This window comes from Kangiella koreensis DSM 16069, assembly GCF_000024085.1.
In the GTDB taxonomy this organism is placed as follows: domain Bacteria; phylum Pseudomonadota; class Gammaproteobacteria; order Enterobacterales; family Kangiellaceae; genus Kangiella; species Kangiella koreensis.
In genome coordinates, this window is record NC_013166.1 from 1,474,188 (window position 1) to 1,498,241 (window position 24,054).

Annotated in this window: 19 protein-coding genes, 1 tRNA gene and 1 pseudogene; 6 read left to right on the plus strand and 15 right to left on the minus strand. The window is 43.2% G+C overall.

Annotation, left to right across the window (positions count from 1 at the left end):
* Nucleotides 1-118: 118 nt before the first annotated feature.
* Nucleotides 119-745 (minus strand): hypothetical protein, encoded by a 627-nt coding sequence (locus KKOR_RS06885; RefSeq protein ID WP_012801307.1) that lies wholly within the window; start codon nucleotides 743-745, stop codon nucleotides 119-121.
* A 95-nt stretch (nucleotides 746-840) separates the two neighbouring features.
* Nucleotides 841-3,183, minus strand: a complete 2,343-nt coding sequence (locus KKOR_RS06890) for a DNA internalization-related competence protein ComEC/Rec2 (RefSeq protein WP_012801308.1) — start codon at nucleotides 3,181-3,183, stop codon at nucleotides 841-843.
* Nucleotides 3,184-3,233: 50 nt separating this feature from the next.
* Here KKOR_RS06890 and KKOR_RS06895 point away from each other — a divergent pair.
* Nucleotides 3,234-3,743: pseudogene (locus KKOR_RS06895) on the plus strand (DUF2062 domain-containing protein); the annotation flags it as partial.
* A gap of 442 nt (nucleotides 3,744-4,185) precedes the next feature.
* Here the strand turns inward: KKOR_RS06895 and lolD are convergent.
* Both lolD and KKOR_RS06905 read right to left on the minus strand, forming a co-directional pair.
* The gene (gene lolD, locus KKOR_RS06900; RefSeq protein WP_012801310.1) at nucleotides 4,186-4,872 is read right to left on the minus strand and encodes a lipoprotein-releasing ABC transporter ATP-binding protein LolD; all 687 of its coding nucleotides are present in this window, start codon (nucleotides 4,870-4,872) and stop codon (nucleotides 4,186-4,188) included.
* Entirely contained in the window at nucleotides 4,865-6,109 is a 1,245-nt protein-coding gene (locus KKOR_RS06905) for a lipoprotein-releasing ABC transporter permease subunit (RefSeq protein WP_012801311.1), read from the minus strand. Before KKOR_RS06905 ends, lolD begins: the two co-directional genes overlap by 8 nt.
* 137 nt (nucleotides 6,110-6,246) lie before the next feature.
* Between KKOR_RS06905 and KKOR_RS06910 the strand changes: the two genes are divergently transcribed.
* Nucleotides 6,247-6,537, plus strand: coding sequence for a hypothetical protein (locus tag KKOR_RS06910; protein WP_012801312.1), 291 nt, complete (start codon nucleotides 6,247-6,249; stop codon nucleotides 6,535-6,537).
* A gap of 129 nt (nucleotides 6,538-6,666) precedes the next feature.
* Here the strand turns inward: KKOR_RS06910 and KKOR_RS06915 are convergent, their stop codons facing one another.
* Nucleotides 6,667-7,026, minus strand: a complete 360-nt coding sequence (locus tag KKOR_RS06915) for a DUF2288 domain-containing protein (RefSeq protein ID WP_012801313.1) — start codon at nucleotides 7,024-7,026, stop codon at nucleotides 6,667-6,669.
* A gap of 25 nt (nucleotides 7,027-7,051) precedes the next feature.
* Nucleotides 7,052-8,056: a beta-N-acetylhexosaminidase gene (gene nagZ / locus KKOR_RS06920; RefSeq protein ID WP_407635486.1), complete on the minus strand. Its 1,005-nt coding sequence runs from the start codon at nucleotides 8,054-8,056 to the stop codon at nucleotides 7,052-7,054.
* A 217-nt stretch (nucleotides 8,057-8,273) separates the two neighbouring features.
* Between nagZ and KKOR_RS06925 the strand changes: the two genes are divergently transcribed.
* Nucleotides 8,274-10,148 (plus strand): M2 family metallopeptidase, encoded by a 1,875-nt coding sequence (locus KKOR_RS06925; protein WP_012801315.1) that lies wholly within the window; start codon nucleotides 8,274-8,276, stop codon nucleotides 10,146-10,148.
* A gap of 75 nt (nucleotides 10,149-10,223) precedes the next feature.
* Here KKOR_RS06925 and KKOR_RS06930 read toward each other — a convergent pair whose 3' ends face one another.
* The 4 genes from KKOR_RS06930 to KKOR_RS06945 all read right to left on the minus strand — a co-directional run bounded on the left by KKOR_RS06930 (nucleotide 10,224) and on the right by KKOR_RS06945 (nucleotide 16,815).
* Complete coding sequence (locus KKOR_RS06930) at nucleotides 10,224-11,684, minus strand: sensor domain-containing diguanylate cyclase (RefSeq protein ID WP_012801316.1); 1,461 nt, start codon at nucleotides 11,682-11,684, stop codon at nucleotides 10,224-10,226.
* A 92-nt stretch (nucleotides 11,685-11,776) separates the two neighbouring features.
* A complete protein-coding gene (trhA, locus tag KKOR_RS06935) occupies nucleotides 11,777-12,472 on the minus strand; it encodes a PAQR family membrane homeostasis protein TrhA (RefSeq protein WP_012801317.1) in 696 nt (231 codons plus the stop codon).
* Nucleotides 12,473-12,580: 108 nt separating this feature from the next.
* On the minus strand, nucleotides 12,581-14,470 hold the full coding sequence (locus KKOR_RS06940) for a putative bifunctional diguanylate cyclase/phosphodiesterase (RefSeq protein ID WP_012801318.1): 1,890 nt from the start codon (nucleotides 14,468-14,470) through the stop codon (nucleotides 12,581-12,583).
* A gap of 323 nt (nucleotides 14,471-14,793) precedes the next feature.
* The gene (locus KKOR_RS06945; RefSeq protein ID WP_012801320.1) at nucleotides 14,794-16,815 is read right to left on the minus strand and encodes an NADPH-dependent 2,4-dienoyl-CoA reductase; all 2,022 of its coding nucleotides are present in this window, start codon (nucleotides 16,813-16,815) and stop codon (nucleotides 14,794-14,796) included.
* Between the two features lie 235 nt (nucleotides 16,816-17,050).
* Between KKOR_RS06945 and sppA the strand changes: the two genes are divergently transcribed.
* The 3 genes from sppA (at nucleotide 17,051) to KKOR_RS06955 (ending at nucleotide 19,545) form a co-directional block, all read left to right on the plus strand.
* Nucleotides 17,051-18,928 (plus strand): signal peptide peptidase SppA, encoded by a 1,878-nt coding sequence (gene sppA, locus KKOR_RS06950; RefSeq protein WP_228638539.1) that lies wholly within the window; start codon nucleotides 17,051-17,053, stop codon nucleotides 18,926-18,928.
* A 172-nt stretch (nucleotides 18,929-19,100) separates the two neighbouring features.
* On the plus strand, nucleotides 19,101-19,277 hold the full coding sequence (locus KKOR_RS13570) for a hypothetical protein (protein WP_187287318.1): 177 nt from the start codon (nucleotides 19,101-19,103) through the stop codon (nucleotides 19,275-19,277).
* Nucleotides 19,267-19,545, plus strand: a complete 279-nt coding sequence (locus tag KKOR_RS06955; RefSeq protein WP_041296026.1) for a DUF4440 domain-containing protein — start codon at nucleotides 19,267-19,269, stop codon at nucleotides 19,543-19,545. Before KKOR_RS13570 ends, KKOR_RS06955 begins: the two co-directional genes overlap by 11 nt.
* A gap of 553 nt (nucleotides 19,546-20,098) precedes the next feature.
* Here KKOR_RS06955 and KKOR_RS06960 read toward each other — a convergent pair.
* The 5 genes from KKOR_RS06960 to fadD all read right to left on the minus strand — a co-directional run bounded on the left by KKOR_RS06960 (nucleotide 20,099) and on the right by fadD (nucleotide 24,036).
* Nucleotides 20,099-20,175, minus strand: a tRNA-Asp gene (locus tag KKOR_RS06960).
* A 167-nt stretch (nucleotides 20,176-20,342) separates the two neighbouring features.
* Nucleotides 20,343-20,795 carry a YcgN family cysteine cluster protein gene (locus tag KKOR_RS06965; RefSeq protein WP_012801322.1) on the minus strand — a complete coding sequence of 151 codons (453 nt, stop codon included), beginning with the start codon at nucleotides 20,793-20,795 and terminating at the stop codon, nucleotides 20,343-20,345.
* Nucleotides 20,796-20,797: 2 nt separating this feature from the next.
* Nucleotides 20,798-21,064, minus strand: a complete 267-nt coding sequence (locus tag KKOR_RS06970) for a YcgL domain-containing protein (protein WP_012801323.1) — start codon at nucleotides 21,062-21,064, stop codon at nucleotides 20,798-20,800.
* A gap of 89 nt (nucleotides 21,065-21,153) precedes the next feature.
* Nucleotides 21,154-22,308, minus strand: a complete 1,155-nt coding sequence (gene rnd, locus KKOR_RS06975; RefSeq protein ID WP_012801324.1) for a ribonuclease D — start codon at nucleotides 22,306-22,308, stop codon at nucleotides 21,154-21,156.
* 69 nt (nucleotides 22,309-22,377) lie between these two features.
* Entirely contained in the window at nucleotides 22,378-24,036 is a 1,659-nt protein-coding gene (fadD, locus tag KKOR_RS06980) for a long-chain-fatty-acid--CoA ligase FadD (protein ID WP_012801325.1), read from the minus strand.
* Nucleotides 24,037-24,054 lie beyond the last annotated feature (18 nt).

The following is a 24,054-nucleotide window of genomic DNA, read 5'->3' on the forward strand; positions in this document are numbered from 1 at the left end:
TGGGTGTTGCAATGACTTTATTGATTGAGTTAGCAGTTCGGTAATAAGCGACAGGTTTGTATTGGTTTGCGATTTAGAATTAAAACCTCGAGTTCGCTAACGCTCGTCGAGGCTACGTTTAATACTTTAAAGCTTCCCTAAATATCCTCCCGAATTGTGAGTCCTCGAAATATGTTATATCGAGTTCACTACTATCATACCCCATCCTAATCAGCTCATTTTGCTTAATGTATTGCTCTTTGATTAATTGGCTTCCAACAAGCATATCTACTTTACGAGATTCCAAGTCATAAAAAGTGAACAAATGTATGTTATCAATACTTATAAAATTATTAATATCATCGAGAAAGTAATGTTGTACTGTATCTACAGCCCTTAAAAAGCTGGGTTTATCAATGGACCTTTTACAATATGCAGCAAATAATTTTCCAATCAATTCAGTCTTTTCGACATCTGTTACATTATCGATAACTTGAATAATCTTATTAGCAACTTTCTCACTATCATCAGTTTTTGAAAATGATAATACAGCGTCCTTATCTTTTTTGGATAATTCATCTAATTGATATATAAAACAACCAAGCTTCTTGAGGAAAAAGCGATCACGAATAGACATTGTTAACTCTGCAACCTTTACAGCAGAACCAAATATTGGAATATCCCTCAAAATACCACTGCCAAGATTACTATCCAATGCAACCTCCAGGGCATCTGAAGATAGTTCCTTTATTGCACTTTTATTCACTGATAACTCCTAAACATATCATGTACGGATAACGACAGGATTAACCGATAATTGAAGTCAGACTACATTTTTATCAGCTTCCAGTCCACTTTCCCTCAAACCTCACAAGGCTCTTTCCTCCAAACTTTCTGCTCTTCCCGCCAGCGCTTTAGGGTTCTGTCATAAGGGTTGATGGTGATCTGGCCTGCGCAGCCTGAGTGTTGGCCTTTGATGTTGAATTCTTGATAGCGTTTGTAGACGCTGGGGTGTGGGATTGGGTAGCGGCTGTGGAGTTCGCTGGTGTAGATGACGATGCCGGGGTCGACGCGTTTGATGAAGGGATAGGTTGAGGAGGTTTTGCTGCCGTGGTGCGGTGCGATCAGTATGTCGGATTTGAGTTTTCCAAAGCCTTCGCTACTGGCTAGAAGGTATTCTGCGTCTTTTTCGATGTCACCGGGGATCAGGATACTGAAGTCATTAATGGTGATTTTCACGACACAGGATTGGTTGTTGGGTTTGTCGGATACGGCGTTTTGTTCGCCATAAAAAAATTCAAGTTTAGCTCCTTCTAGCTCTATGACCTGCCCTACTTCGCAAGGCTCACTGGATTTATCGAACCATGAATCTGCGATGATTTGATCAACTTTAAAATTCTGCAACAGCTCATAAACTCCTCCGGCGTGGTCGTTGTCTTGATGGCTTAAGATTAAGGTATCTATGTGGCTGATGCCTAATGTCCTTAAGCTTGGGATAATGTAGCTGGATACGGCACTGGAGCCTGGGCTGGCATATCCTGTGTCGTATAAAATGGTGTGATTATTGTTGTGCAATAAAACAGATAGTCCGTGCCCGACATCAAAGATTTCTATGGACCATTTATTGTCTGATAATTCTCGATCGAGTTTTGTACCGATGAGCATCAATGAAACCATCAATGCTGCAAAACTGATCAGTGGCATTCGAATCTTGGATAAGGGCAAGCAACACAGCAATAGCACCAGGAAGATTAATATGCCTAAGAAGATTGGGATCTGGGCATCGATGAACAACACTGAAAGACTTTCTAGAGCCTTACTGTGGATGAGTTGCTCTGCGTATTGAAAGAAGTCACTCACTAATGCATCGATTTGCGACAGTGGCCATGCGACACCGAATAGACTCAAGAGAAAACTCAAGAATATGGCGGGCAAGATAATCAGGCTGAACACAGGAATGACTATGATGTTTACAAACATTCCCAGAAAGCTGGCTTGCTGAAAATAAAGTAACGACGGAATGGCTAGGGTCAGGGTAATGCCAAGCTGTAGTTTGATCAGCAGCTTGAGTTTTTGTTTCCAGCCGGTTTTCTGCTGAGTCCTGCCCATCAGAATTAAACTGATGATCAGCACCGCGATAAAGGTCATCCAGAAGCTTGCGGAGAGAACGCTCAGAGGGAATATCAGCAGTACCAGCAACAAGGATATCATCAGCCCATCATAAATAGCTGCCCGCCTTTGTAGTAAGAATGCAGAGGCTACCGCACACCACATGATTAAGGCGCGAATGGTTGGAATAGAAAAGTCTGCCATGGCGCTATACAGAAACGCAACCAGACAACTGCCTATTAAACCAACCTGAAGTGGCGACCATTTTCGACCTATCGCTAAGCCCGCTACCCTTCCCCACAAAAAGTTTATCAGCCAGTAGCTGACGCCGGCGATGATTGAGATGTGAAGTCCTGAAATAGCGATGAGATGACTTAAGCCGAGCTTTTGCAGCAACTCTCTTTGCTCACTGCCGATGGATGATTTTTCACCGATTAATAGCGCCTGGAAAATACCGGCATTGTCTAGCTCGCTTAAATGGTCGAGGGAGTTTTGCCTGAATTGATGGATTGGATTGAGTGTTTCGGACTTTAATTCCAGCGACTCTGTTCGAATGTAACCACGGCCATCAAGACCATTTTCAAAGTAGAACCGCTCCAGATCGAAGCCTGCCATATTGACCGGCCCATGAATCGGTTTGAGCTTAACCTGCATTTGCCATACTTGACCTAATCTGAAAGGACATTCAGATTGATAGAACTTTAATCGAATCATCTTGCCTAACAGACTGTCGTGCTCGGCTTGCTTGATATGAGCCTCGAACTGACAGTACTCAGGATAAATAGCTGGTAATTCAATAACCTCGGCATCTATAATGTGCGCCTGATTGTTTAAGGGCTCCGGTATTTGGCGTTCTAATTGCCAATAAGCGTTGCTGCAAATCCAAACAATTCCAAGGCAAAAGCCTCCAATTGATAACAGGAACGTTTTAACACCTGTTGGTAGATTTGTTAGGATGGCTTTAGCAGTTACCGACATACCGATAACTGTGAGTGTCAATAAAAGCGTTGATAAGACTGTGGCGTTAAACGATAAACTTGGAATGAACAGTATAGAGCAACAACCTGCCAAGAATGCCAGTGTCCATGTCAACATGAGGGATAGTCCTTATCCTGATTGTTATAAAAAGTGTTAAGTGGTAATTAATGCCCCGCAAAATTTTTAAAAAATATTTGCCTGATCATAAAAAGATTAAAGAAAACCGCTACATGAAAGTATTCGGTAATTTTATTCATGATCCGGGTTTATGGCACCTCAACCGCTACAGTGCGTCCGGGGCTTTTGCGGTGGGCCTATTTTGTGGCTTCCTGCCTATTCCGTTCCAGATGGTTGTTGCAGCAGCATTAGCTATTTACTTTAGAGTTAATTTACCCATTTCTGTTGTGCTCTGCTGGATAACCAATCCAATCACTATTGTGCCGATGTTTTATTTTGCCTATAAAGTTGGTGCCTGGATTCTCGGCGTTCCACCCAATGATTTTTCTTTTGAGCTAAGCTTTGCATGGCTTCAATCTGAATTGATTCATATCTGGAAGCCATTCCTGCTCGGCTGCCTTATCTGTGGTGGTACTCTCTCATTAATTGGTTATCACACTATAAGCCTGCTCTGGCGGCTGCATGTGGTCCGCGCATGGCGAGCTCGTCAAGCGCGCTGGAAAGAGAGATTACTTCATACTCTGCATCTTGATCAGCTGGGTAAAAAAGATGACGACGATGAAGAAGATAAAACTTCTGATTCAACCGAAGAAACCTATCGCGAGAAACATAACGAACATCGCAACGATTAACCCCACTTTACCCGCGCCTCAGCACGACAGGAATTATGACAAACATGATGGGTAAACTCTGTACGAGATTAGCTCCGTGTAAGTTGAGAGATATCGGATAGTGCCGCAAAAGCTCTCCATGCAGTCCATTAAATAAAAGTTTTTTTATTACCAAGACCAACAGGCTATTTCTGGCACTGAATCACGATAAAATAAGTCACTGGATCCCGCGGTCACAGCCGCGGGATGACAAGAATTGGTTTTAGGAAAGCCTGTCTGAGCAGGAGTATTAGATTTAGCGTCTTTTATTGATAATGAAGCTGGGGATTACTTATTCAATCGCCATCAAGTGGCCATCTTCCAGCTTTAACTGACGTTGCATTTTTGAGGCTAATTCCAAGTCATGGGTTACAGTAATAAAAGTCGTGCCCATTTCCTGATTAATTTCGCACATCAAGTCATAAACTCGTAACGCTGTGGCATGATCCAAATTACCAGTTGGCTCATCTGCTAAAACACAGACTGGCTCATTGGCTAACGCCCGTGCAAAAGCAATTCGTTGACGCTCACCGCCCGATAGCTCGGATGGTTTGTGTTTCTCACGATTGGTGAGACCGACTCTCTCGATTAAAGCTGCAGCTTTGCGGTAGGCCTGATCGCGATTAATACCACGAATGACCAGCGGCATCGCAACATTTTCCAGCGCTGTAAACTCAGGCAACAAATGATGGAATTGATACACAAAGCCAATATTCATATTGCGGAATTCACCTTGCGCCTTTGGTTTTAGCTTATGAACGTCCTGTCCATTAATCAGTATCTCGCCTTGGGTTGGTTTGTCTAATGCCCCAATAAGATGCAATAGCGTGCTTTTGCCTGATCCAGAAGCGCCAACAATAGCTAGTTGCTCACCATGCTCGACGGTCATGTTTAGTGATTCAAGAACGGTGACTTTGCTTGCGCCATCCTCATAAACACGACTTAAATTCGTTATTTCAATTAAACGTTCACTATTCATAACGAAGAGCCTCCGCCGGTTGTGTTTTGGATGCTTTCCAGGAAGGATACAGGGTCGCTAAAATACTAATAGCAAAGGCTGAAAGGCCAATTTTAATCACGTCATCAACAATCAGTTCTGTTGGTAAGAAATTAACGAAGTAAACATCTTGCGGGAAGACGCTGATACCAAAGGCTGTTTCTACCCAGTTAACAATATCTGGTAAGTTTAATGCCAATAGCACGCCAAGAATAACCCCGGCCAAAGTTCCGATTAAACCGTTAATAATACCACTAGTCATGAAGATACGTAATATAGAACCGGGGCTTGCACCGAGCGTTCTAAGGATAGCAATGTCGGCTTGCTTTTCTGTCACCAGCATGACTAATGAGGTGACAATATTAAATGCAGCAACAGCGATAATGAAAGTCAGAAGAATAAACATGATCTTCTTTTCCATATCAATCGCGTTGAAAAGAGTTTCGTGCTGACGCGTCCAATCGGTTACAAAGTATTGGTGATTCAACAGCTCACTAACCTGATAATTAATGTCGTAAACATTCATCACATTGTTCGTTTTCAGTTGCAGCGCTGTTACACCCTCTTGACGCAATAATTGCGCCGCATCATCCATGTGAATAAAGGCAAGACTTTTATCTGCTTCCGAGCGGGTTTCAAAAATACCTGTCACGGTAAAGCGTTTAGCACGCATACTTAGGCCTGCCATGGAAACGCGGGTTTCCTTGAGGATCAGTAATGAAACTTTATCGCCTAAATTGAGCCCCAAACTTCTGGCTATGGATGCACCGAGAATAATGTTGTATTCGCCCGGTTTAATTTCATCAAATGAGCCTGTGAGCATATTGTCTTTTACGATAGACACTTCACCGATTTTATTGGGTAAAACGCCCTGCACCATGCCAAAACGCTCACGGCCTTGAAAACGGAACATGCTTTCGGTCTGGACATAAGGCGAGGCACCAATTACTTCGGGGTGCTCTTTGACCTTTTGCTCAAGAGCCTGCCAATCTTCAATCGGCGTACCTAAACCCTGAACCAAAACATGGGGCGCCATACCTAGGATGCGATCTCTGAGTTCACGTTCAAAGCCGTTCATGACAGACATTACCGTGATCAAAACCATTACCCCAAGGGCAATACCAATCATGGAAATTAATGATATGAAGGAAATGAAGTGGTTACGGCGTTTCGCTCTGGTGTAGCGCAACCCTACAAATAACGAGAATGGCAGTCGCATTAGCTTATCTGGTCAAACAAAGTTGGCGTCATATTGAATGGTTCACAATTTGGAGTCAAGTTATCGGTTAAAATTATTAGCAATGTTACCTAATTTTTTGATATTCTAGAGAAAATAACGATTAAAGGGGTCGTAAGATGAAAGCATTAAAAGGGTTGGCTATTAGCTTATCAGTAGTTTTAGCTACTTTTGTTGGGACAGTTCAAGCTGACGAAGTTAGAGTTCCTATTTCAGAGCAAGGCAGCGGTGCTGGTATTGAAACGCCCAAAAGTGGCATTACTCAAGCATCCGTCGAGCAAAAATTCGGTTCACCACAAGCTATTCATGGTCCAGTAGGCGATCCGCCAATTACTAAATGGGTTTACTCAGGTTTCACTGTTTACTTTGAATATGACCGTGTTATCCACACAGTGATTCATCATCAGTAAGAATTAGGTAAGGTGTCAATCAATACGACTCCTACTCAGTAAGTAACTAAAAAGCCACTCAATCGAGTGGCTTTTTTTATTTCATCGATGGATTACACTCAAAGAGCTAACCCAGCTTTTAAATCTTGATTACTTATTTAACTGTGCCAAAACGTAAGGGGCAACAACCACTGACCAGAATTCAGTCTCGGGCTGACAGTTTTCTTTAACAAATTCTATCGGCATGCGCTGGATTTTTTCTGAGTCAATTAACGGTTTTATAGCTTGTGCGTTGTCTAATGATAGATCTGCTGCACAGTTGATAAGGTCCACGCCCTGCTCTATCAGCAACAAATTGCCTTTGGCGAAGAAGCGTTCAATCTCTTTCCAGGCGACAATGGCAGTTTCGCCATTCAGTTTCATGATCAGTTCTTCTTTAGGCGTGAGCTGGGTGAAACTGTCTGTCTTTTGTTCATTTTTCAGTTCTTCAATTTTGCTGTCTTTAGTCATATCGTCTTGTCTTCGGTCTTTGTCATTATGCTAATAAATTATCGTTCAGCGTTAACCATTTATCGCTGTCCTGCACTCGTGTCAGCGAGTAGTTGAGTGACTTGCCTTTCATCGCCAACAGTCGCTCGGCGGATTTGGGATCACAGTCAAAATCAAATTGTTCAGCAAGTTCCTGACCTTCTTTCGGATGGTTACACACTAACACCATGTCGCACCCTGCCTGAATCGCTGCTTCAGCGCGTTGATAGTAGCCACCGACTACTTCTGCGCCTTTCATGCTTAAGTCGTCACTGAATATGACACCATCAAAACCAAGCTGGCTGCGCAAAATGTCTTGTAGCCAGATACTAGAAAAGCCAGCTGGCTGCTTATCAAAGGCTGGATAAATCACATGCGCTGGCATAACCGCTTGATAGTTTTGGGCTAATTCTGCAAAAACACGCATGTCTTCGCCAATAATCTGCTCACGTGGCCGCTCGTCCACCGGAATATCGATGTGAGAATCAGCTTCAACAGAACCGTGTCCCGGAAAATGCTTAGCCGTGGCGGCCATACCGTAATCGTTCATGCCCCGAATAAACTCGCGGCCTAACTCGATCACGTCATCCACTTTGCCTGAGAAGGCGCGGTCACCGATGACCTGGCTAATATTCTTGTTCAGGTCGAGTACCGGCGCAAAACTAAAGTCGATACCAACAGCCTGCACCTCAATCGCTATCATGGCGCCCCACTGATACGCTTTTCGCTTTGCCACTTCATGATCTGAGTTTTCCAGTAAAATAGTGCCCATCGCTGGTACGGCGGTAAAGCCTTCACGAAAACGCTGAACCCGTCCTCCTTCATGATCCACTGCAATCAGAATATCTCTGGCTGCGATTTCACGGATTGACTGACTCAACTCAGCAACCTGTTGGGGTGAGGCATAGTTACGACTGAAGAAAATAATGCCTCCTAACAAAGGGTTTTGTAGCAAATCACGCTCACGCGCATTCACTTCCAATCCTTCGATATCAAGCATCAATGGGCCAATACTCATTAATTCGAGCTCCTAAGCAGCTAGTTATTGGGTTCAATTGTGTGCAATGGTAACCGATCAGAGGCTTTAAGATAACTGCTTGCTTCTAAAATTAGCCAAAACCGATATAATGTTGCGCTGGAAGAAGTCATTGAGCTAGCCTTTACAGGCTAAGCTCTACAACATAATAAAGATATCAAACATTCACACTTTGGAGTTAAAGGTATAGTTTATGATGAAAATTAAAAGTGCCGTCAGCAGTGCTGTTCTATTCAGTGCGCTGCTTGGTTTGTCGGCTTGTAGCGATGATGCTGACAAGCAACAAACCAACGAAGCACAGCAGACTGAAGCTCAGGTAACAGTTGCTGATGCTGAAAAATTTGTTGCGGACGCGGAAAAGCGTCTTTCTGAAATCTCTGAGTATGGCGCAAGAATAGCATGGGTTAATGCTAATTTCGTGACCCACGATACCACTCAGTTAAACGCTAAAGTTGGCGAAGAATACACCAAGCTAGGTGTTGAATTGGCCAATGGCGCGAAGCAATTTAATGATCTTGAGCTGCCTTATGACTTAAACCGTAAACTTGAAATGATCAAGCTAGGTTTAACACTTCCAGCTCCCTCTGATGCTGACAAAACCAAGAAGCTTGCTGAAATCACTTCTAAGCTAGACAGCATTTACGCCACAGGCAAGAGCCCAGATGGCCGCAACCTTGGTCAGTTGAGTGAAGTTCTGCGTACTTCTCGTGATCCACAAGAGCAACTTGAAGCATGGCTAGGCTGGCGTACAGTCTCTCCTGAAATGCGCCCGTTGTATCAAGAGATGGTAGAAATTGCCAACGAAGGTTCAAAAGAGCTTGGTTATAAAGATACAGGCGCTATGTGGCGTTCTAAGTACGACATGCCAGCAGATGATTTCGCCAATGAAATGGATCGTCTATGGGGTCAGGTTGAGCCGCTTTATGAAGCACTACACTGCCACGTTCGCGCCGAGCTTAACGAAGAGTATGGCGATGAAGTCGTTGCTTTGGATAAACCTATCCCAGCACATTTGCTAGGTAATATGTGGGCTCAGCAATGGGGCAATATCTACGACCTGGTTGCTCCGGAAGGCGCCACTAAAGGCGTTGACCTGGATCCAATTCTTCGCAAGCACTATGGTGTTGACCACGAAGTCGTAACCTATAATGAGAAAGAAAAAGCCGTTAAAAAGATGGTGAAAACTGCTGAAAACTTCTTCTCTTCTTTAGGTTTCGCTCCGCTACCTGACACTTTCTGGGAACGTTCATTATTCGTCAAGCCACGTGACCGTGATGTGCAATGTCATGCTAGCGCGTGGGATATTGATAACCAGGAAGATATCCGCATCAAGATGTGTACCGAAATCAATGCTGAAGATTTCCAAACCGTTCACCATGAGCTTGGTCACAACTACTATCAACGTGCTTATAAAGATCAACCGATTCTTTATAAAGGCAGTGCCAACGATGGCTTCCACGAAGCGATTGGTGACACCGTTGCCCTTTCCATCACACCGGCTTACTTGAAGCAAATTGGTTTGATTGAAGAAGAGCCTGACGCCGATGCAGATATCGCATTGTTGATGCGCTCAGCAATGGATAAAGTGGCATTCTTACCTTTCGGTTTGATGGTTGATAAATGGCGCTGGCAGGTATTCAACGGTGAAGTTTCCGCTGCTGACTACAATAAGGGCTGGTGGAATCTACGCACTGAATATCAAGGTATCGCTCCTGCGGTAGAGCGCAGCGAAGTTGACTTTGATCCAGGTGCTAAGTATCACATTCCAGGCAACACGCCTTATTCACGTTACTTCTTAGCACACATTCTTCAGTTCCAGTTCTTCCGCGATATGTGTGAAATGGCTGGCAACGAAGGTCCACTTCACCGCTGTTCGTTCTACGGCAATAAAGAAGTCGGTGCTAAGTTAAATGCAATGTTGGAAATGGGTTCGAGCCGTCCGTGGCAAGATGCTTTAGAAGCCATGACTGGTCAGCGTGAAATGGATGCAACAGCGGTACTTGAGTACTATGCACCATTGAAAACCTGGTTAGATGAGCAAAATAAAGATCGTAACTGTGGCTGGTAAGACCGCCCCGGTTATAAGAAAAGGCGCCTTCTGGCGCCTTTTTACTTTTCAGATTTTATATTTTGTAGTAAATGATTAATGCTCATATGAGTTGGTCTGGTTTTTGCCTTGTGCCTTTGATTGATATAAAGCTTTATCGGCTTCTGCTAACAATTCTGACTCATCAACCACACGCGCATCTAAAGACGCCAAGCCAATACTAATAGTGACAGAGTGAATGGTTCCGTCTGGAGCTGCAAAGGTTTCGTCTGCAACTTCCTGTCTGAATCGCTCCATTGCCTTTTCACCTGATTCACGATCAGTTTCCGGTAATAGAACCGCAAACTCCTCGCCTCCAATTCGTGCGTAATAATCAATATCGCGACAACTTATTCTCATAATTTGCGCTAACCTAACTAAAACGCGATCACCAAAGTCGTGCCCATAAGAATCATTAATCCTCTTAAAGTCATCAATATCCCAGATGATAACGCAATAATTATGGCCCAATCTGACAGAGCGATGGTGCTCTTTAGTCAGAGCTGGCATGAATGCACGACGGTTCGGCAACCCCGTTAAGACATCATGCTCTGCAGCTAGCTTCCAGCGCTCTCCAGATTCTTTAGCCAGGCGCATTTGATATTGCTGCAATGCCAAGCCAAACACTGTAATAGCGCAAGCAAAGGTAAAAGCCATCAACTCAAAAGCTGTAGCTTGATCAGTTAAAGATACGAATGGACCCAAATTAAAGTGAGTAGCGCTGATTAGCCCAATAAAAGCCAGGGTACTAATGCTGGCAACCGTTAACAGTCGTAATTCGAAACTCATAATGACTAAGACAGGTAGTATCAAATAAATAATGGCTGGATAACGCCACGTACCCAGAACAAAGATTAGCCCTACTAAAGCAATCGACAGACACAAATTAATTGAAGGCTTTTTAAATTGTATCGGGTCAAGTTTAAGACTGTTATAGACTTGATAAACCATCAGCATGCCTAGCGAATTCGCCAGCAATATACTGATGAAAAACATCTCAAGTTGATGGGAAGCAAGATAGCCGCCCACCCACAGGTTGCTAGTGATGATAATTGCCGTTATTACTGGAGGGATAATGCATACCCACCAGATAAACTTGGACAAGCTTTTGGCGTTTATAACACCTTTAGGGAGATAATTGCTGAACAATAGCATTGCTATAAAGCTTTCTGCTCCATCAGCTAATGCAGAAACTAAGGTATGCAGTTTAGGGTTTGTTACCGTACTGATGTCCATACCAGGCAGGTTAGCGTAATAAGCAGCGATGATGATAAGTGGAACCGCTTTCCAGCCCCAATGTAAACACATCAAAAAGCCGATACCAGACGGTAGCCATAGAAGACTAATATTGCTTGGGAATAAGGTAAACAGGCTCATGCCAAAGCGTGCGCTGACATAATAAGCCAAGGCTGATAGAAGAAGAAAAAGAAATGAATAGAGACTGGTACTGCGCTTCCCTACCCCAAATTCCTTACGACCTTTTTGATGTATCTGTGTTAAGTATGATCTTATTAACATAATTCCCCATCCATGCCCTGCTCAATGTACTTGATCAGGCATGGATAGACAATAAGAAATTGTATGTTTATTGGACAGTTCTGATTGGCGCCTTAGATTACATAAAGATATACAGCCAGAAAATGACAGACGGCTCCACCTAATACAAACAGGTGCCAAATAGCGTGGTTATAAGGAATTTTCTTATCCGCGGCATAGAATATCGTTCCCAAGGTATACGACAAGCCTCCAGCGAATAAAAGCCAAAGTGCCGGGGCCGGTACTTTTTCCAACATTTCTTCTGCGGCAACGACGATCACCCAACCCATTAAAATATAGGTGATCAGAGATACCCTTGGGAAACGTTGCTTAAACATGACTTTAAAAATCACACCGAACAACGCCAATCCCCAAATTACGCCAAATAATACCCAGCCCCATACACCATTCAAACTGACCAGAACAAAGGGCGTGTATGTGCCAGCAATTAGAAAATAAATAGCGCAATGATCACAGGTTTGAAATATTTTTTTAACAGATTCCGGTTGAAAGCTATGATAAAGCGTTGATGAAGTGAAAAGAATCACCAGGCTAATACCGTAGACAATGGAGCTGGCAAGCTTCCAACCGTCATCAAGCTGCACTGACGTCATGATCATCATGGTCATTGCAGCCACGCTCAGTAGAGCGCCAATACCATGCGTTAAGGCATTGGCGACTTCTTCACCGATGCTGTAAGTGTGTTCAGTTAACTCAACGTCTAGATGGGCAAAATTGTGCTCTTTGGAATGCTCTAGATTATTTGACATGTAGTGCCTATATTCAGATCCGACCAGATGCCGCTATCTTCGCTGACATTGAGCTTGAGGTCAATAGTTCAGCGTACACTTGTGAGTTGAAATGTGAAAAACGAAGAATCAGGCAACGAGGAATTGCTTGTAGAATTGGTTAGCGGGAATAGGAGAGCCAAGCCAAAACCCTTGTGCCAAATCGCAATCATAAGACATGAGCAAATCAGCGATATGCTCATGTTCTACCCCTTCGGCAACTACCGACAATCCAAATAAGTGGGCAATTTTGATAATTTCAGCGACTAAAGAATGCTGTATTTCTGACTCTTCAAGGGAGCGAATAAAACTGGTATCAATTTTAAGCTGCTGTACAGGCAACTTCATCAAATAATTAAATGAAGAGTAGCCAGTTCCAAAGTCATCTATCGAAATTTTAACGCCAATGTCGTTGAGCTCGTGCATTCGCTTAATGGCATTTTCAATGTCCGGTATAAAAGCTTGTTCTGTGATTTCAATTTCAATACAACTGGCATCAATCTTAAATCGGTTAACACAAGCTTTTAAGTCATCAACCAAACAACCATGCTGAAAATAGCGTGGTGAAATATTAATGCTCACAGGACAACAGGCTTTACTATCCCCTTTCCAGTGAGCAATATCTCGACAAGCTTGTTCGATAACCCACTGACTGATTGGAATAATCATGCCATTCGACTCTGCTTCATTAAGAAATTCATTCGGACTCATCAAGGTTTCTTTATTGTTCCACCGAATTAATGCTTCAACACCCATCATGCGCTTGTCTGAAAGTGAGAATTTTGGCTGATACTCCAAGAAGAACTCACTATTTCTCAACGCACGACGCAAAGCAGTACGCATTGATAATCGGTACGTGGAATATTGCTCAAGGTGATTGGAATAAAAGCTATAAGTGTTCTTGCCATGCTTTTTAGAGTTATACATTGCCATGTCGGCTTTTTTAAGCAGATCTTGAGCATCGTCTCCATCCTCTGGATAAATAGCCACTCCCAGAGAAGGGGTAATATAAACCTGATTGGTACCTAACGTTATCGGAGTGTCTAGTGCATGTTTCACCCTATCAAGCACATTCACAATGGCTTCTCTATCCTCAACATCCTCAAGCATAATCACGAACTCATCGCCACCCAGTCTTGCGAAAGTGTCATGCTCGCGCAGAGCAACCAGTATTCTTTTCGCTACCTTCTGCAGCAATAAGTCACCTTGAGCATGGCCAAAGGTATCGTTAACGGTTTTAAACTCATCTAAATCAAGAAAAATCACTGCGAGCAATTCTTCTTTTCTCTTCGCCAAATCCAAAGCATGTTCTAACCGCTCGAAGAACAATGTGCGATTAGGCAGGTTGGTCAACTCATCATGATAAGCCAGATAACGCGCTTCTCGTTCCTTAAGTTTAAGATCAGTAATATCTTTAATCGTCCAAACCAATCCTTGAGTTTGCCCATCCAATTCCAAGGCTTTGGCTTTGCACTCAAAAAAACGACCGTCATTATGCTCTACGAGAATATTGCCACTGTCATCTTGTTTCATCAGAGCCTTGCGCAGCTGATTAATAACAACTTCTGGGTTTTTAATATTCTTAAAGAGGTGTTGACAGATTTTGCGGTAGCTTAAAGACTGGAGTTCTCTTGCTGTCAGATTGAGCATTTTAAGTACGGTATCATTATAGGCCGTCGGAATGCCGTCGGAATTGACTTGCACTATACCATCATAACCGGCATCCATGGTGACTCTCAGCTTACGAATACTCTGCTCAAGTTCGCTTTTTACTTCCTCAAGCTCAGTCAATTTGCTTTGTAACTGATTAAAGCGTTGACGCGACTCGCCAGAATTTAATGATAAAGAACGCTCATACCAAAGACGTTCTTCTTCAGCCCTGTTATAAGCTTCATCAATCGCCTTTAGAAAACTTTTTGGCAGAAGGTTATGATCACCATTTAAATAATGTTGAATTTGACGATTTAATAATTTATGCATGCCTACCTCTAAAGATATCGTTTGTAGGTAGAGCTTGCTTGACGCTTTACTTTACAAAAATCAGGAGGGGCATGGTCACGACTATGACGAACATAACTGTGTTGTGATAATAAACGGGAACTAAAAGGGATTAAGGCAAGCAGTATTGCAAGCCCCACAAAGAATGGCGATAACTCCGTCATCCAAGCCATAGAAATAACCCCATAAAACTCCATCTATAGGTTATTTCTACCACTTCACATTTGCATTGTCAATTTAATGAGACACTGCAAACCCCTTTATTTTAACAGGATTTGACAATGCAAATTTGCATTGTCAGAGTCTTAGATGTCGAAAGCCAGTTCTGTACCTTGTCTAATCGCTCTCTTTGCATCAAGCTCAGCTGCCACATCGGCGCCACCAATTAGATGCACAGGAACACCTTTCTCATACAGCTCATCGTGCATGGCTCTTAATGGCACCTGGCCGGCACAAATGATGACATGATCGACCGCTAATAATTCTTCCTTGCCATCTTCATATTCAATTACCAGTCCCTTATCATTAATTTGCTTGTACTGAGCACCTGTTACCATGCGCACATTCTTGTGTTTCAAACTAGCTCGATGGATCCAGCCTGTGGTTTTACCCAAGCCCTTTCCCATCTTGGTGGCTTTACGTTGCAACATCACCACTTCACGAGCAGCAGGATCAAACTCAGGGGATTTCAATAAACCGCCAGGTAGCTGATACAGAGCATCAATGCCCCACTCTTTCAACCACTCGTCCAGATTTAATGTCGGTGACTCACCTTCGTGAACTAAAAACTCGGAAACATCAAAACCAATACCGCCGGCGCCAATCACCGCAACTTTTTGCCCGACTGGCTTTTTATGCCACAGAACGTCGATGTAGTTCATCACTTTCGAGTGCTCGATGCCAGGAATGTTCGGTGTTCTTGGCACAACACCACTGGCTAAGACTACCTCGTCATACTGACCAATCAAGTCCTCAACGGAAATCTCTGTATCCAGATGTAGATTGACCTTGGTTAATTCCAGCTGTTTCTTAAAGTAACGCAAGGTTTCATAAAATTCTTCTTTGCCTGGTATTTGTTTAGCAATGTTTAACTGACCACCAATTTCAGTGCGTTTATCAAATAAATGCACTTCATGACCCCGCTTACTCGCTTCAGTTGAAAATGCTAGACCAGCAGGACCGGCACCAACCACTGCGATGCGTTTCTTTTTTGTTAGTGGCTTGGCGACTAATTCGGTTTCGTAGCAAGCACGCGGATTGACTAAACAGGTAGCACGCTTGTTCTTGAAAACATGATCGAGACAGGCCTGATTACAGGCGATGCAGGTATTAATTTCATCCGCGCGGTCTTGCTCAGCTTTAATGACAAATTCAGCGTCTGCAAGCAATGGGCGAGCCATCGAAACCATATCTGCTGTGCCGCTACTCAATATTTCTTCTGCGACATGCGGCATATTAATTCGATTCGAAGTAATAAGAGGTACTGACACTTCATTGCGCAATTTTTTGGTCACCCAGGCAAAAGCTGCTCGAGGAACTGAAGTAGAGATAGTGGGAATTCTTGCTTCATGCCAGCCAATCCCCGTATTAATAATAGTAGCTCCAGCTTGTTCCACTTTCTTCGCCAGTTGAACAACTTCCTGCCAGGAACTTCCACCCTCAACCAGATCCAACATTGATAAGCGGTAAATCACGATAAAGTCATCGCCAACAGCTTCTTTCACTGCTTTGATAGTTTCGAGTGGGAAGCGAATTCGATTTTCATAAGCCCCACCCCATTCATCGGTTCGATGATTGGTGCGTTTGACAATAAATTGGTTAATCAAATAACCTTCCGAACCCATGATTTCAACACCGTCGTAACCAGCTTTCTTGGCCAAACGTGCACAGTTTGCATATTGTTTAATGGTTTGCTTTATGCCGCGGCTAGAAAGTGCTTTTGGGGTGAAGGGACTAATCGGTGCTTTAAACTTTGAAGCTGATACAGAAAAAGGATGATAGGCGTATCGACCCGCATGAAGAATTTGCAGTGCAATTTTTCCACCTGCTTCATGCACAGCATCAGTGACTATTTTGTGTTTCTTAACCTGCCAGCCAAAACTGAGCTGGGAAGAGTGTGGAGCAAGGCGTCCTCGAAAGTTTGGCGAAATACCACCGGTGACCATTAAGGCGACACCGCCGCGCGCCCGCTCCGCATAAAATGCAGCCATCTTTTCAAAACCACCCTTCTCTTCTTCAAGCCCAGTGTGCATTGAGCCCATCAACACGCGGTTTTTCAATGTGGTAAAGCCTAAGTCCAATGGTTCGAGTAGTTTTGAATAGGTCACGTTGCTGTCTTTGTTCTGGTTTAGAATGATCTCAAGTCTACTGGTATAACCAGATCAAGGCAATCCCCTGCAATAATCCTAAAGTACATATTTGATTACAAATTGAAAGAATAGCGAAGCCCTTGTAATACAAGAGGTTATAAAAACTAATTAAATTCAACACTAGTCATAAAACAAACAATTTGTATAGAATGTCGCCAGGTAAAACTATTTTAACTAGAAAAGGTACTTTCACGTGTCACAACCTAACTCAATGATCGGTAAATTCTTTTATCGTGTATGGAAAACAGTCGATGTAGCTGGCCGTTTAATGATCGGTCTTATTGCTCTGACAATTTTTATCTTATTTGTTCGTGGTTGCGCAAGTGGCCCTGACCTACCCAAGGTAGACGATGGCGCTGCGCTGATTCTTGCTCCCAAAGGCATTATCGTTGAACAAGAAACTTACCTCGACCCAGTGGCACGAGCCATGCAGGAAGCGCAAGGCACTGCTCCCAATGAGACCTCGATTTATGACTTGCTTGATGCTATTGAGTACGCCAAAAATGATGACCGCATCAGTGTTATGGTTATCAACGTCAATAGCCTACAAGGCGTTTACGCAGGTATCAGTAAATATCAGGACCTTCGCAGAGCAATCGACGACTTTAAAGAAAGCGGTAAAAAAGTAATCGCGGTTGGTGACTATTATATGCAAGGTCAATACTACCTCGCCTCTTCTGCCGATGAAGTTTACATGAATCCATTTGGCATGTTGATGTTTGAAGGTCTTGGCCGCAACGGCACCTACTTTAAATCAGCGTTAGATAACCTTGGTGTTAAAGTTCATGTTTTCCGCGTGGGTACCTTCAAATCAGCCGTAGAGCCATTCATTCGTGACGACATGTCTGAAGCTGCTAAAGAAGCTAACTTAGAATGGTTAGGCGACTTGTGGACACATATGAAGCAAGATCTTGCTGCATCACGCAATATGTCAGTTGAAGAGTTTGATTCGTTCATTGAGAACTATCTGGTCAAATTCGAAGCAGCCAATGGCGATAGCGGTGAACTTGCCGTGCAAGAAGGTTTCGTCGACAAATTAATGACCCGCGGTGAATTCCGTCAATACATGATTGATATGGTTGGTCTTAATGAGAAGAAAGATTCTTATAAAGCCATCAGTCACAAAAACTATTTAAAATCTGTTAGACCACTGGTTGAGCTTCCAAGCAACAAAGACACGGTCGCTGTTATTGTTGCCAAAGGTGAAATTGTCGATGGTAGTCGTAAAGAAGGTGTTATAGGTGGCGACAGTACAGCTCGCTTAATCCAAAAAGCCCGTCTTGATGACAAAGTAAAAGCGATTGTGTTGCGTGTCGATAGCCCAGGAGGCAGCGCCTTTGCTTCTGAAGTGATTCGCAGTGAACTAGAACGAGCTCAGAACGAAGGTAAAATTGTTGTTGCTTCTATGGGCGGTGTCGCTGCATCTGGTGGTTACTGGATTTCAGCAACTTCTGACGAAATTTGGGCGCACCCAACTACCATTACTGGCTCAATTGGTATCTTCGGTATGATTCCAACTTTTGAAGAGCCTCTGAATAAACTAGGGGTTTATCGTGATGGTGTAGGCACTACTAAGTGGACATTAGCCTTCGATCCAATGGATGGTATCTCACCTGAAATTGCTCAGCTCATTCAACGCAGCATCGAACGTGGCTATGAGCGTTTCTTATCACTTGTTGGTGAAGGTCGTAACATGACCATAGAAGAGGTGGATCAAATCGCACAGGGCCGAGTATGGTCGGGCGAAGATGCGCACCGTTTAGGTTTAGTTGACCAACTGGGTGATCTGGAAGATGCAATTGAATCAGCCGCCAAACTTGCCAACATTGGTGATGACTATGCGGTTAAATTCATCAAGCGCGAACTTAGTGCTGAAGAAATTTTCATCCGCAACCTGCTTGATCAAGCAAAAGCGGAAGGCAAGCTTGATGCTGTGATTGCACAACTTAAAGATAGCGAAACTGATGTTATTGGCCACGTTTTAGGACGCGCTAAAGGCATCGTTAATATCTTTAACAACTTCAACGATCCAAGCCATGTCTATGCACACTGTATGTGTGTTGACCTATAACTGACAAGGCTAGCAAATAAAAGGCGCTATTCATTAGCGCCTTTTTTATGCCTGCTATCAATTTATTTAACCCCTCCTAAAGCTCTTCCAACGTCTGCTTACAAATTGTAAACACAGTTCATAAATACCTCATTTAAAATAAAAACTATACAAATACATTTCAAGGCTCTCTATGAAATCTTTAATAACTACTCTAGCAGTTTGTTTTATATCAACGACATCTTATGGTAATGCTTTGCAAACAGCTGATGAAGCGTTTAACAAAGAAATCCAGGCCATGGATAAGCAGCTATTTGATATAGCATTCAATCAATGCAACATTAAGCTTTGGAAAGATATTGTTTTATGACGACAGAACAGGCCTTAATACCTCTTTTGAAAAAGAAGTCAGATCTTTCGAAGATAAATGCTCAAAACCTTTTGATGTTACCCGGCAGTTGGTCTCATCTGAAGTCCATCAGCTGGGTGATTACGGCGCGTTACAAACTGGGAAACACAACTTCTATGTCGATGGTAACTTAGTCGAGAAAGCAGAGTTTATTGTAATTTGGGAACGCACAGCCGACAGCTGGATGGTTAAGAGAGTCGTTAGTTATGACCATCAAGCTGTGGAGTAGTGAAGCACATGTCGGTTCTGATATAAGATGGGTTAGCATTTATGCGTAACCCATCGTTTAATTGATTGATGGGTTACGACTATGCCTACCCCACTCTATGACTTTTAATCAACTGCAAAAAGCGCTGGGATTCATGACATTCATCCCAGCCTACAAATTGCGTTAACTTAATTCTTAACGCTTCTGAGAAAGTAGGGCCTGCCCCAAGGAAGGTCCCCCTTAAGTAATAACTCCTACCAAAAGGGCTGTCATCCTGAATTTAATTCAGGATCTGCTCTTAGCTCTGTCAGACTCCTCGAAGATTATATTCTTCAATGCCAGAAACTACAGGCACAAAAAAAGCCTGCTCGAGGCAGGCTTTTTAAATAGTGGCGGAGCGGACGGGACTATCAATTACATCCCTGTAATTGACCACTTCGTGGCCATCGTCACTTCGTTCCGATGTTCAAAATCGTTCCAGACGATTTTGTCGAACACCGCTCTCGCGGGTTCTTCGTCCCTATAAAATTGGGGGATAAAAAAAAGCCTGCTCGAAAGCAGGCTTTTAGGATAGTGGCGGAGCGGACGGGACTCGAACCCGCGACCCCCGGCGTGACAGGCCGGTATTCTAACCAGCTGAACTACCGCTCCGCAGTATTTGTTAGGTCTCTTGCGAGTCTTAACAGGTGTTTCGCTGGTGACCTCATCGGTCGACGGAGCGCATATTACTTTCGTTCATAGGGTAGGTCAACAACTTTTTTAGAAAAACATTTAACTTTTTAAAAATACGCTTAAATGCTATCCAATTTGGTTATATTTCAGTCGGATAGAGGTATCCAGGAGATGATCCGGTCTTCAACTTCTTCAGCGGTAAGCTTTGTTTCGGAAATAACTTTACCTTTAATGCTGTGCCCTTTCTTATGCACTAACTGTTTGTCACCAGAAATTAAATAATGCCAATCAGGAAGATCTTTACCCTCTGCTACCAGCCGATAAGCACAGGTATCTGGCAACCAAAAGTATTCTTCGATGGTGTCTGCAGTCAGTTGAACACAGTCAGGGACTTTTGAAGTACGATGCTCATAGTCAGTACAAGCTAAACTTTTAGTGTCGAGTAAGCGACAGGAAACATCGGTTTGCATCAAAAGGTCATCATCGTCGTCGATAAACTGCACACAGCAGCATTTGGCGCACCCGTCGCACAGTGATTCCCACTGCTCATGCGTCATGTCTTTTAACGCTGTGGTGAGCCAAAATTTATCGACACTCATAGTTATTTTTTACCAGCGATAAGTTGTGCAATTTCTTCTTCACTTGGTGGCATTTGCAGGAAGTAGCCCTCTTCTTCCAGTTTAGCTTTAACTTCGGCTATATCACATAGCGCCAGACTCTGGCGTTCATTCAAATCCAAATGCATAACAAGTTCAGGCTCGCCCCAAACCTGGATCAAGCCTTCTGGCAAATCTTCGAAATCTGTCTCATAAGGAACATAAAGATAAGTATCTGGTTTCTTGGCGCTTTTATAAATACTGCACATCATAATAAGGTTTCTCGCAAAACTTTGGGTTGAAACAAAAAATGGTTAGGCTCTAAGCTTTGAACTCTAAGTTCTGAATTCTAAGTAAAAAGCTAGATAAATTCTTGCATGGCCTGTTTAAATGGCTCTTCAAGCAGGCGCTGGCGCCAGCTGTTCCAGAATCGATTAGGACGTCCCTTAAAGCCTAACGTCATCTTTATATAGTACTCGATCAGACGTCGATTACATAAAGCCTCTGCCGGAATACTGTTCAGGTTTGCTACTTTTTCAACCTCAGCTTTCAAGGCATTGAACATGGCTTTACTTTTGGGGATCTTATGGAAAGGCTGTAGTGGCTCTGGCCACTGCTCTTTATCCACCTGGTCAGCCAGTTCAATTTGATGAATCATCTCGGCCCCATACTTTCGTATACTGCCACGATGACAGCCCATAGAAAGCAAATCACCAATACTTGTTTTTTCTTTCTGACTAACCTCAATTAGATGATGGTCACGAAATACAAAGGTCTTAGGAATGTTGTTATCGCGTGCAAGTGTTTCGCGCCATTGCGCTAGTTTTTGCAAACGATTGAGCTGGAATTGATTTAAACGAAAAGCGCCTTTAACTTTAAGATAAGCTTCAGCATAATCATCCGCTTGAATAATGGCTGCGAAAATACTGTTCACATCTTCAATGACACATTCAAACAAGCCTTTTTCTAACAAGCTATCGCGCAGTCGATAATAGACCGGCATCAGGTATTGAACATCCTGCGCGGCATACACCCTCTGCTCTTGACTTAATGGGCGTTGCAGCCAGTCGGTTTTGGTATGTTCTTTATCTAACACAACACTGAGGAAGTGCTCAACAATATTGCCATAACCTACACTTAAACCTATACCATCAAGTGATGCTGCAATTTGCGTATCGAACACCTGGTTAAACTCAAAGCCATACTGATGGTAAAGTGCTTCCAGATCCTCACTACAACTATGCAGAGCCTTGACTACCGATGTTGAAGCAAACAACTCGGTTAATGCTGATAAATCATCAAATGCTAAAGGATCAATCAGGTAAATTTCCTTGCCATCGTAAATCTGGATCAGCGCAAGACGGTGAAAATAGGTATTAGTTCTATCAAACTCAGTATCGACGGCCAGCTCTTTAAGGGCCAACCACGACTGACAAAGCTCTTGTAAACGTTCAGGATCAGACACAGTTTCAACATGAACTGAGTCTTGGTGTTGCTCTAAATGAAATCGTGCCAATGTTATGCTCCTGACGCTCGTCTATGAGCGTCATGGGATGAAAGATTATTTGCGCAATTATTCGCGTAACTATTTACGCAATTCTTTGCGAAGGATTTTACCGACATTGCTCTTAGGAAGTTCATCTCTGAATTCAACAACTTTAGGGATCTTGTATCCGGTCAAGTGCTCGCGAGCATGTTTGATAACATCCTCTTCGGTTAAAGTGCTGTCCTTTTTAACTACAACCACTTTAACCACCTCTCCTTTTACTTCGTCCGGCTCACCAATTGCAGCAACCTCAAGCACACTTGGATGCAAAGCAACGACATCTTCAATCTCGTTCGGATAAACGTTAAAGCCAGAGACAAGAATCATGTCTTTCTTACGATCAACAATTCGTAGATAGCCTTTGTCATCAATAGTCGCCATGTCGCCCGTGGCTAGCCAGCCATCCTCTTTTAGAACCTCTGCGGTTTCTTGTGGACGATTCAAATAACCTTTCATAATCTGTGGGCCTTTGACCCAAAGCTCGCCAGGTTGACCAATATCAACTTCGTTACCCTCTTCGTCTCGAACCTCGACATCCGTAGACGGAATCGGCAAACCAATTGTACCGTTATAGGATTCTAAATCGAGCGGGTTCATGCTAACTACGGGTGAAGTTTCGGTTAGCCCATAGCCTTCAAGTAAAGGTGTTTTAGTTAGTTCTTGCCATCTTTCGGCAACTGACTTTTGCACAGCCATACCGCCGCCGACAGAAAGTTTTAATTGACTGAAATCTAGCTCGCGAAATGCTGGCGTATTGAGCAAACCATTAAATAAGGTATTAACTCCAGTTAATGCCGTAAATGGAAACTTTCTCAAGGTTTTACAGAAGTCTTTCATGTCGCGCGGATTAGTAATATAAATATTATGCCCACCCGCCTTGGTAAAGAGCAGACAGTTCACGCATAGAGAAAAAATATGGTAAAGAGGAAGCGCTGTAATAATTGTTTCTTGTCCTTCATCAAGGAATGGCCCCATCCAGGCATGAGTTTGTAACACGTTGGCAACCATATTGCGATGCGTCAGCACTGCCCCTTTTGAGACACCGGTTGTTCCTCCGGTATATTGCAAAAAGGCGGTATCCTCAGCGGTAAGCTCAACAGGCTTAACTTCTTTAGCAGCTCCTTTTGTCATGGCATCAACAAAGCTATGAGCCTGCTCTAGATTAAAGTTCGGTACCATTTTTTTAAGATACTTAACCACAAAATTAACAATAAATCGTTTGGGCTGCGGACACATATCGCCAACCTGAGTGACAATAATATGTTTCAAATTAGTTTTCTCGACAACGCTCTGCAAAGTATCGCCAAAGTTGGCCAATATAACGATAGCGTTTGCTTCACTGTCATTGAGTTGATGCTCAAGCTCACGCGGCGTATATAAAGGATTAACGTTAACCACAGCCAGCCCAGCACGGAAAGCGCCGAACAAACACACAGGATATTGCAATAAATTCGGCATCATCAAAGCAAGCTTGTCGCCTTTTTGGAGCCCTAATTCATTTTGCAGGTAGGAAGCAAAATCTCGAGCCTTCTGATCAAGCTCTCGGTAGGTTAAGGTGACGCCCAAATTAGTGACGGCCGGTCTATCACCGAATTTTTCGACACTTTCATCGAAAATGGCCATCAGGCTTGAATATTGTTCAGGATCAATCGTTTGCTGAACTTCTTTTGGGTAATGCTTTAACCAGATTTTGTCCATGTAGCTTCCTGTTTATAG

Coding starts and splice junctions, on each gene's coding strand:
- lolD (WP_012801310.1), bottom strand. CDS start 4,872: ATGAATAGTGAACGTTTAATTGAAATAACGAATTTAAGTCGTGTTTAT.
- fadD (WP_012801325.1), bottom strand. CDS start 24,036: ATGGACAAAATCTGGTTAAAGCATTACCCAAAAGAAGTTCAGCAAACG.
- KKOR_RS06915 (WP_012801313.1), bottom strand. CDS start 7,026: ATGACTAAAGACAGCAAAATTGAAGAACTGAAAAATGAACAAAAGACA.
- KKOR_RS06940 (WP_012801318.1), bottom strand. CDS start 14,470: ATGCATAAATTATTAAATCGTCAAATTCAACATTATTTAAATGGTGAT.
- KKOR_RS06970 (WP_012801323.1), bottom strand. CDS start 21,064: ATGATGTGCAGTATTTATAAAAGCGCCAAGAAACCAGATACTTATCTT.
- KKOR_RS06890 (WP_012801308.1), bottom strand. CDS start 3,183: ATGTTGACATGGACACTGGCATTCTTGGCAGGTTGTTGCTCTATACTG.
- KKOR_RS06910 (WP_012801312.1), top strand. CDS start 6,247: ATGAAAGCATTAAAAGGGTTGGCTATTAGCTTATCAGTAGTTTTAGCT.
- KKOR_RS13570 (WP_187287318.1), top strand. CDS start 19,101: ATGAAATCTTTAATAACTACTCTAGCAGTTTGTTTTATATCAACGACA.
- KKOR_RS06925 (WP_012801315.1), top strand. CDS start 8,274: ATGATGAAAATTAAAAGTGCCGTCAGCAGTGCTGTTCTATTCAGTGCG.
- trhA (WP_012801317.1), bottom strand. CDS start 12,472: ATGTCAAATAATCTAGAGCATTCCAAAGAGCACAATTTTGCCCATCTA.
- KKOR_RS06965 (WP_012801322.1), bottom strand. CDS start 20,795: ATGAGTGTCGATAAATTTTGGCTCACCACAGCGTTAAAAGACATGACG.
- KKOR_RS06930 (WP_012801316.1), bottom strand. CDS start 11,684: ATGTTAATAAGATCATACTTAACACAGATACATCAAAAAGGTCGTAAG.
- KKOR_RS06905 (WP_012801311.1), bottom strand. CDS start 6,109: ATGCGACTGCCATTCTCGTTATTTGTAGGGTTGCGCTACACCAGAGCG.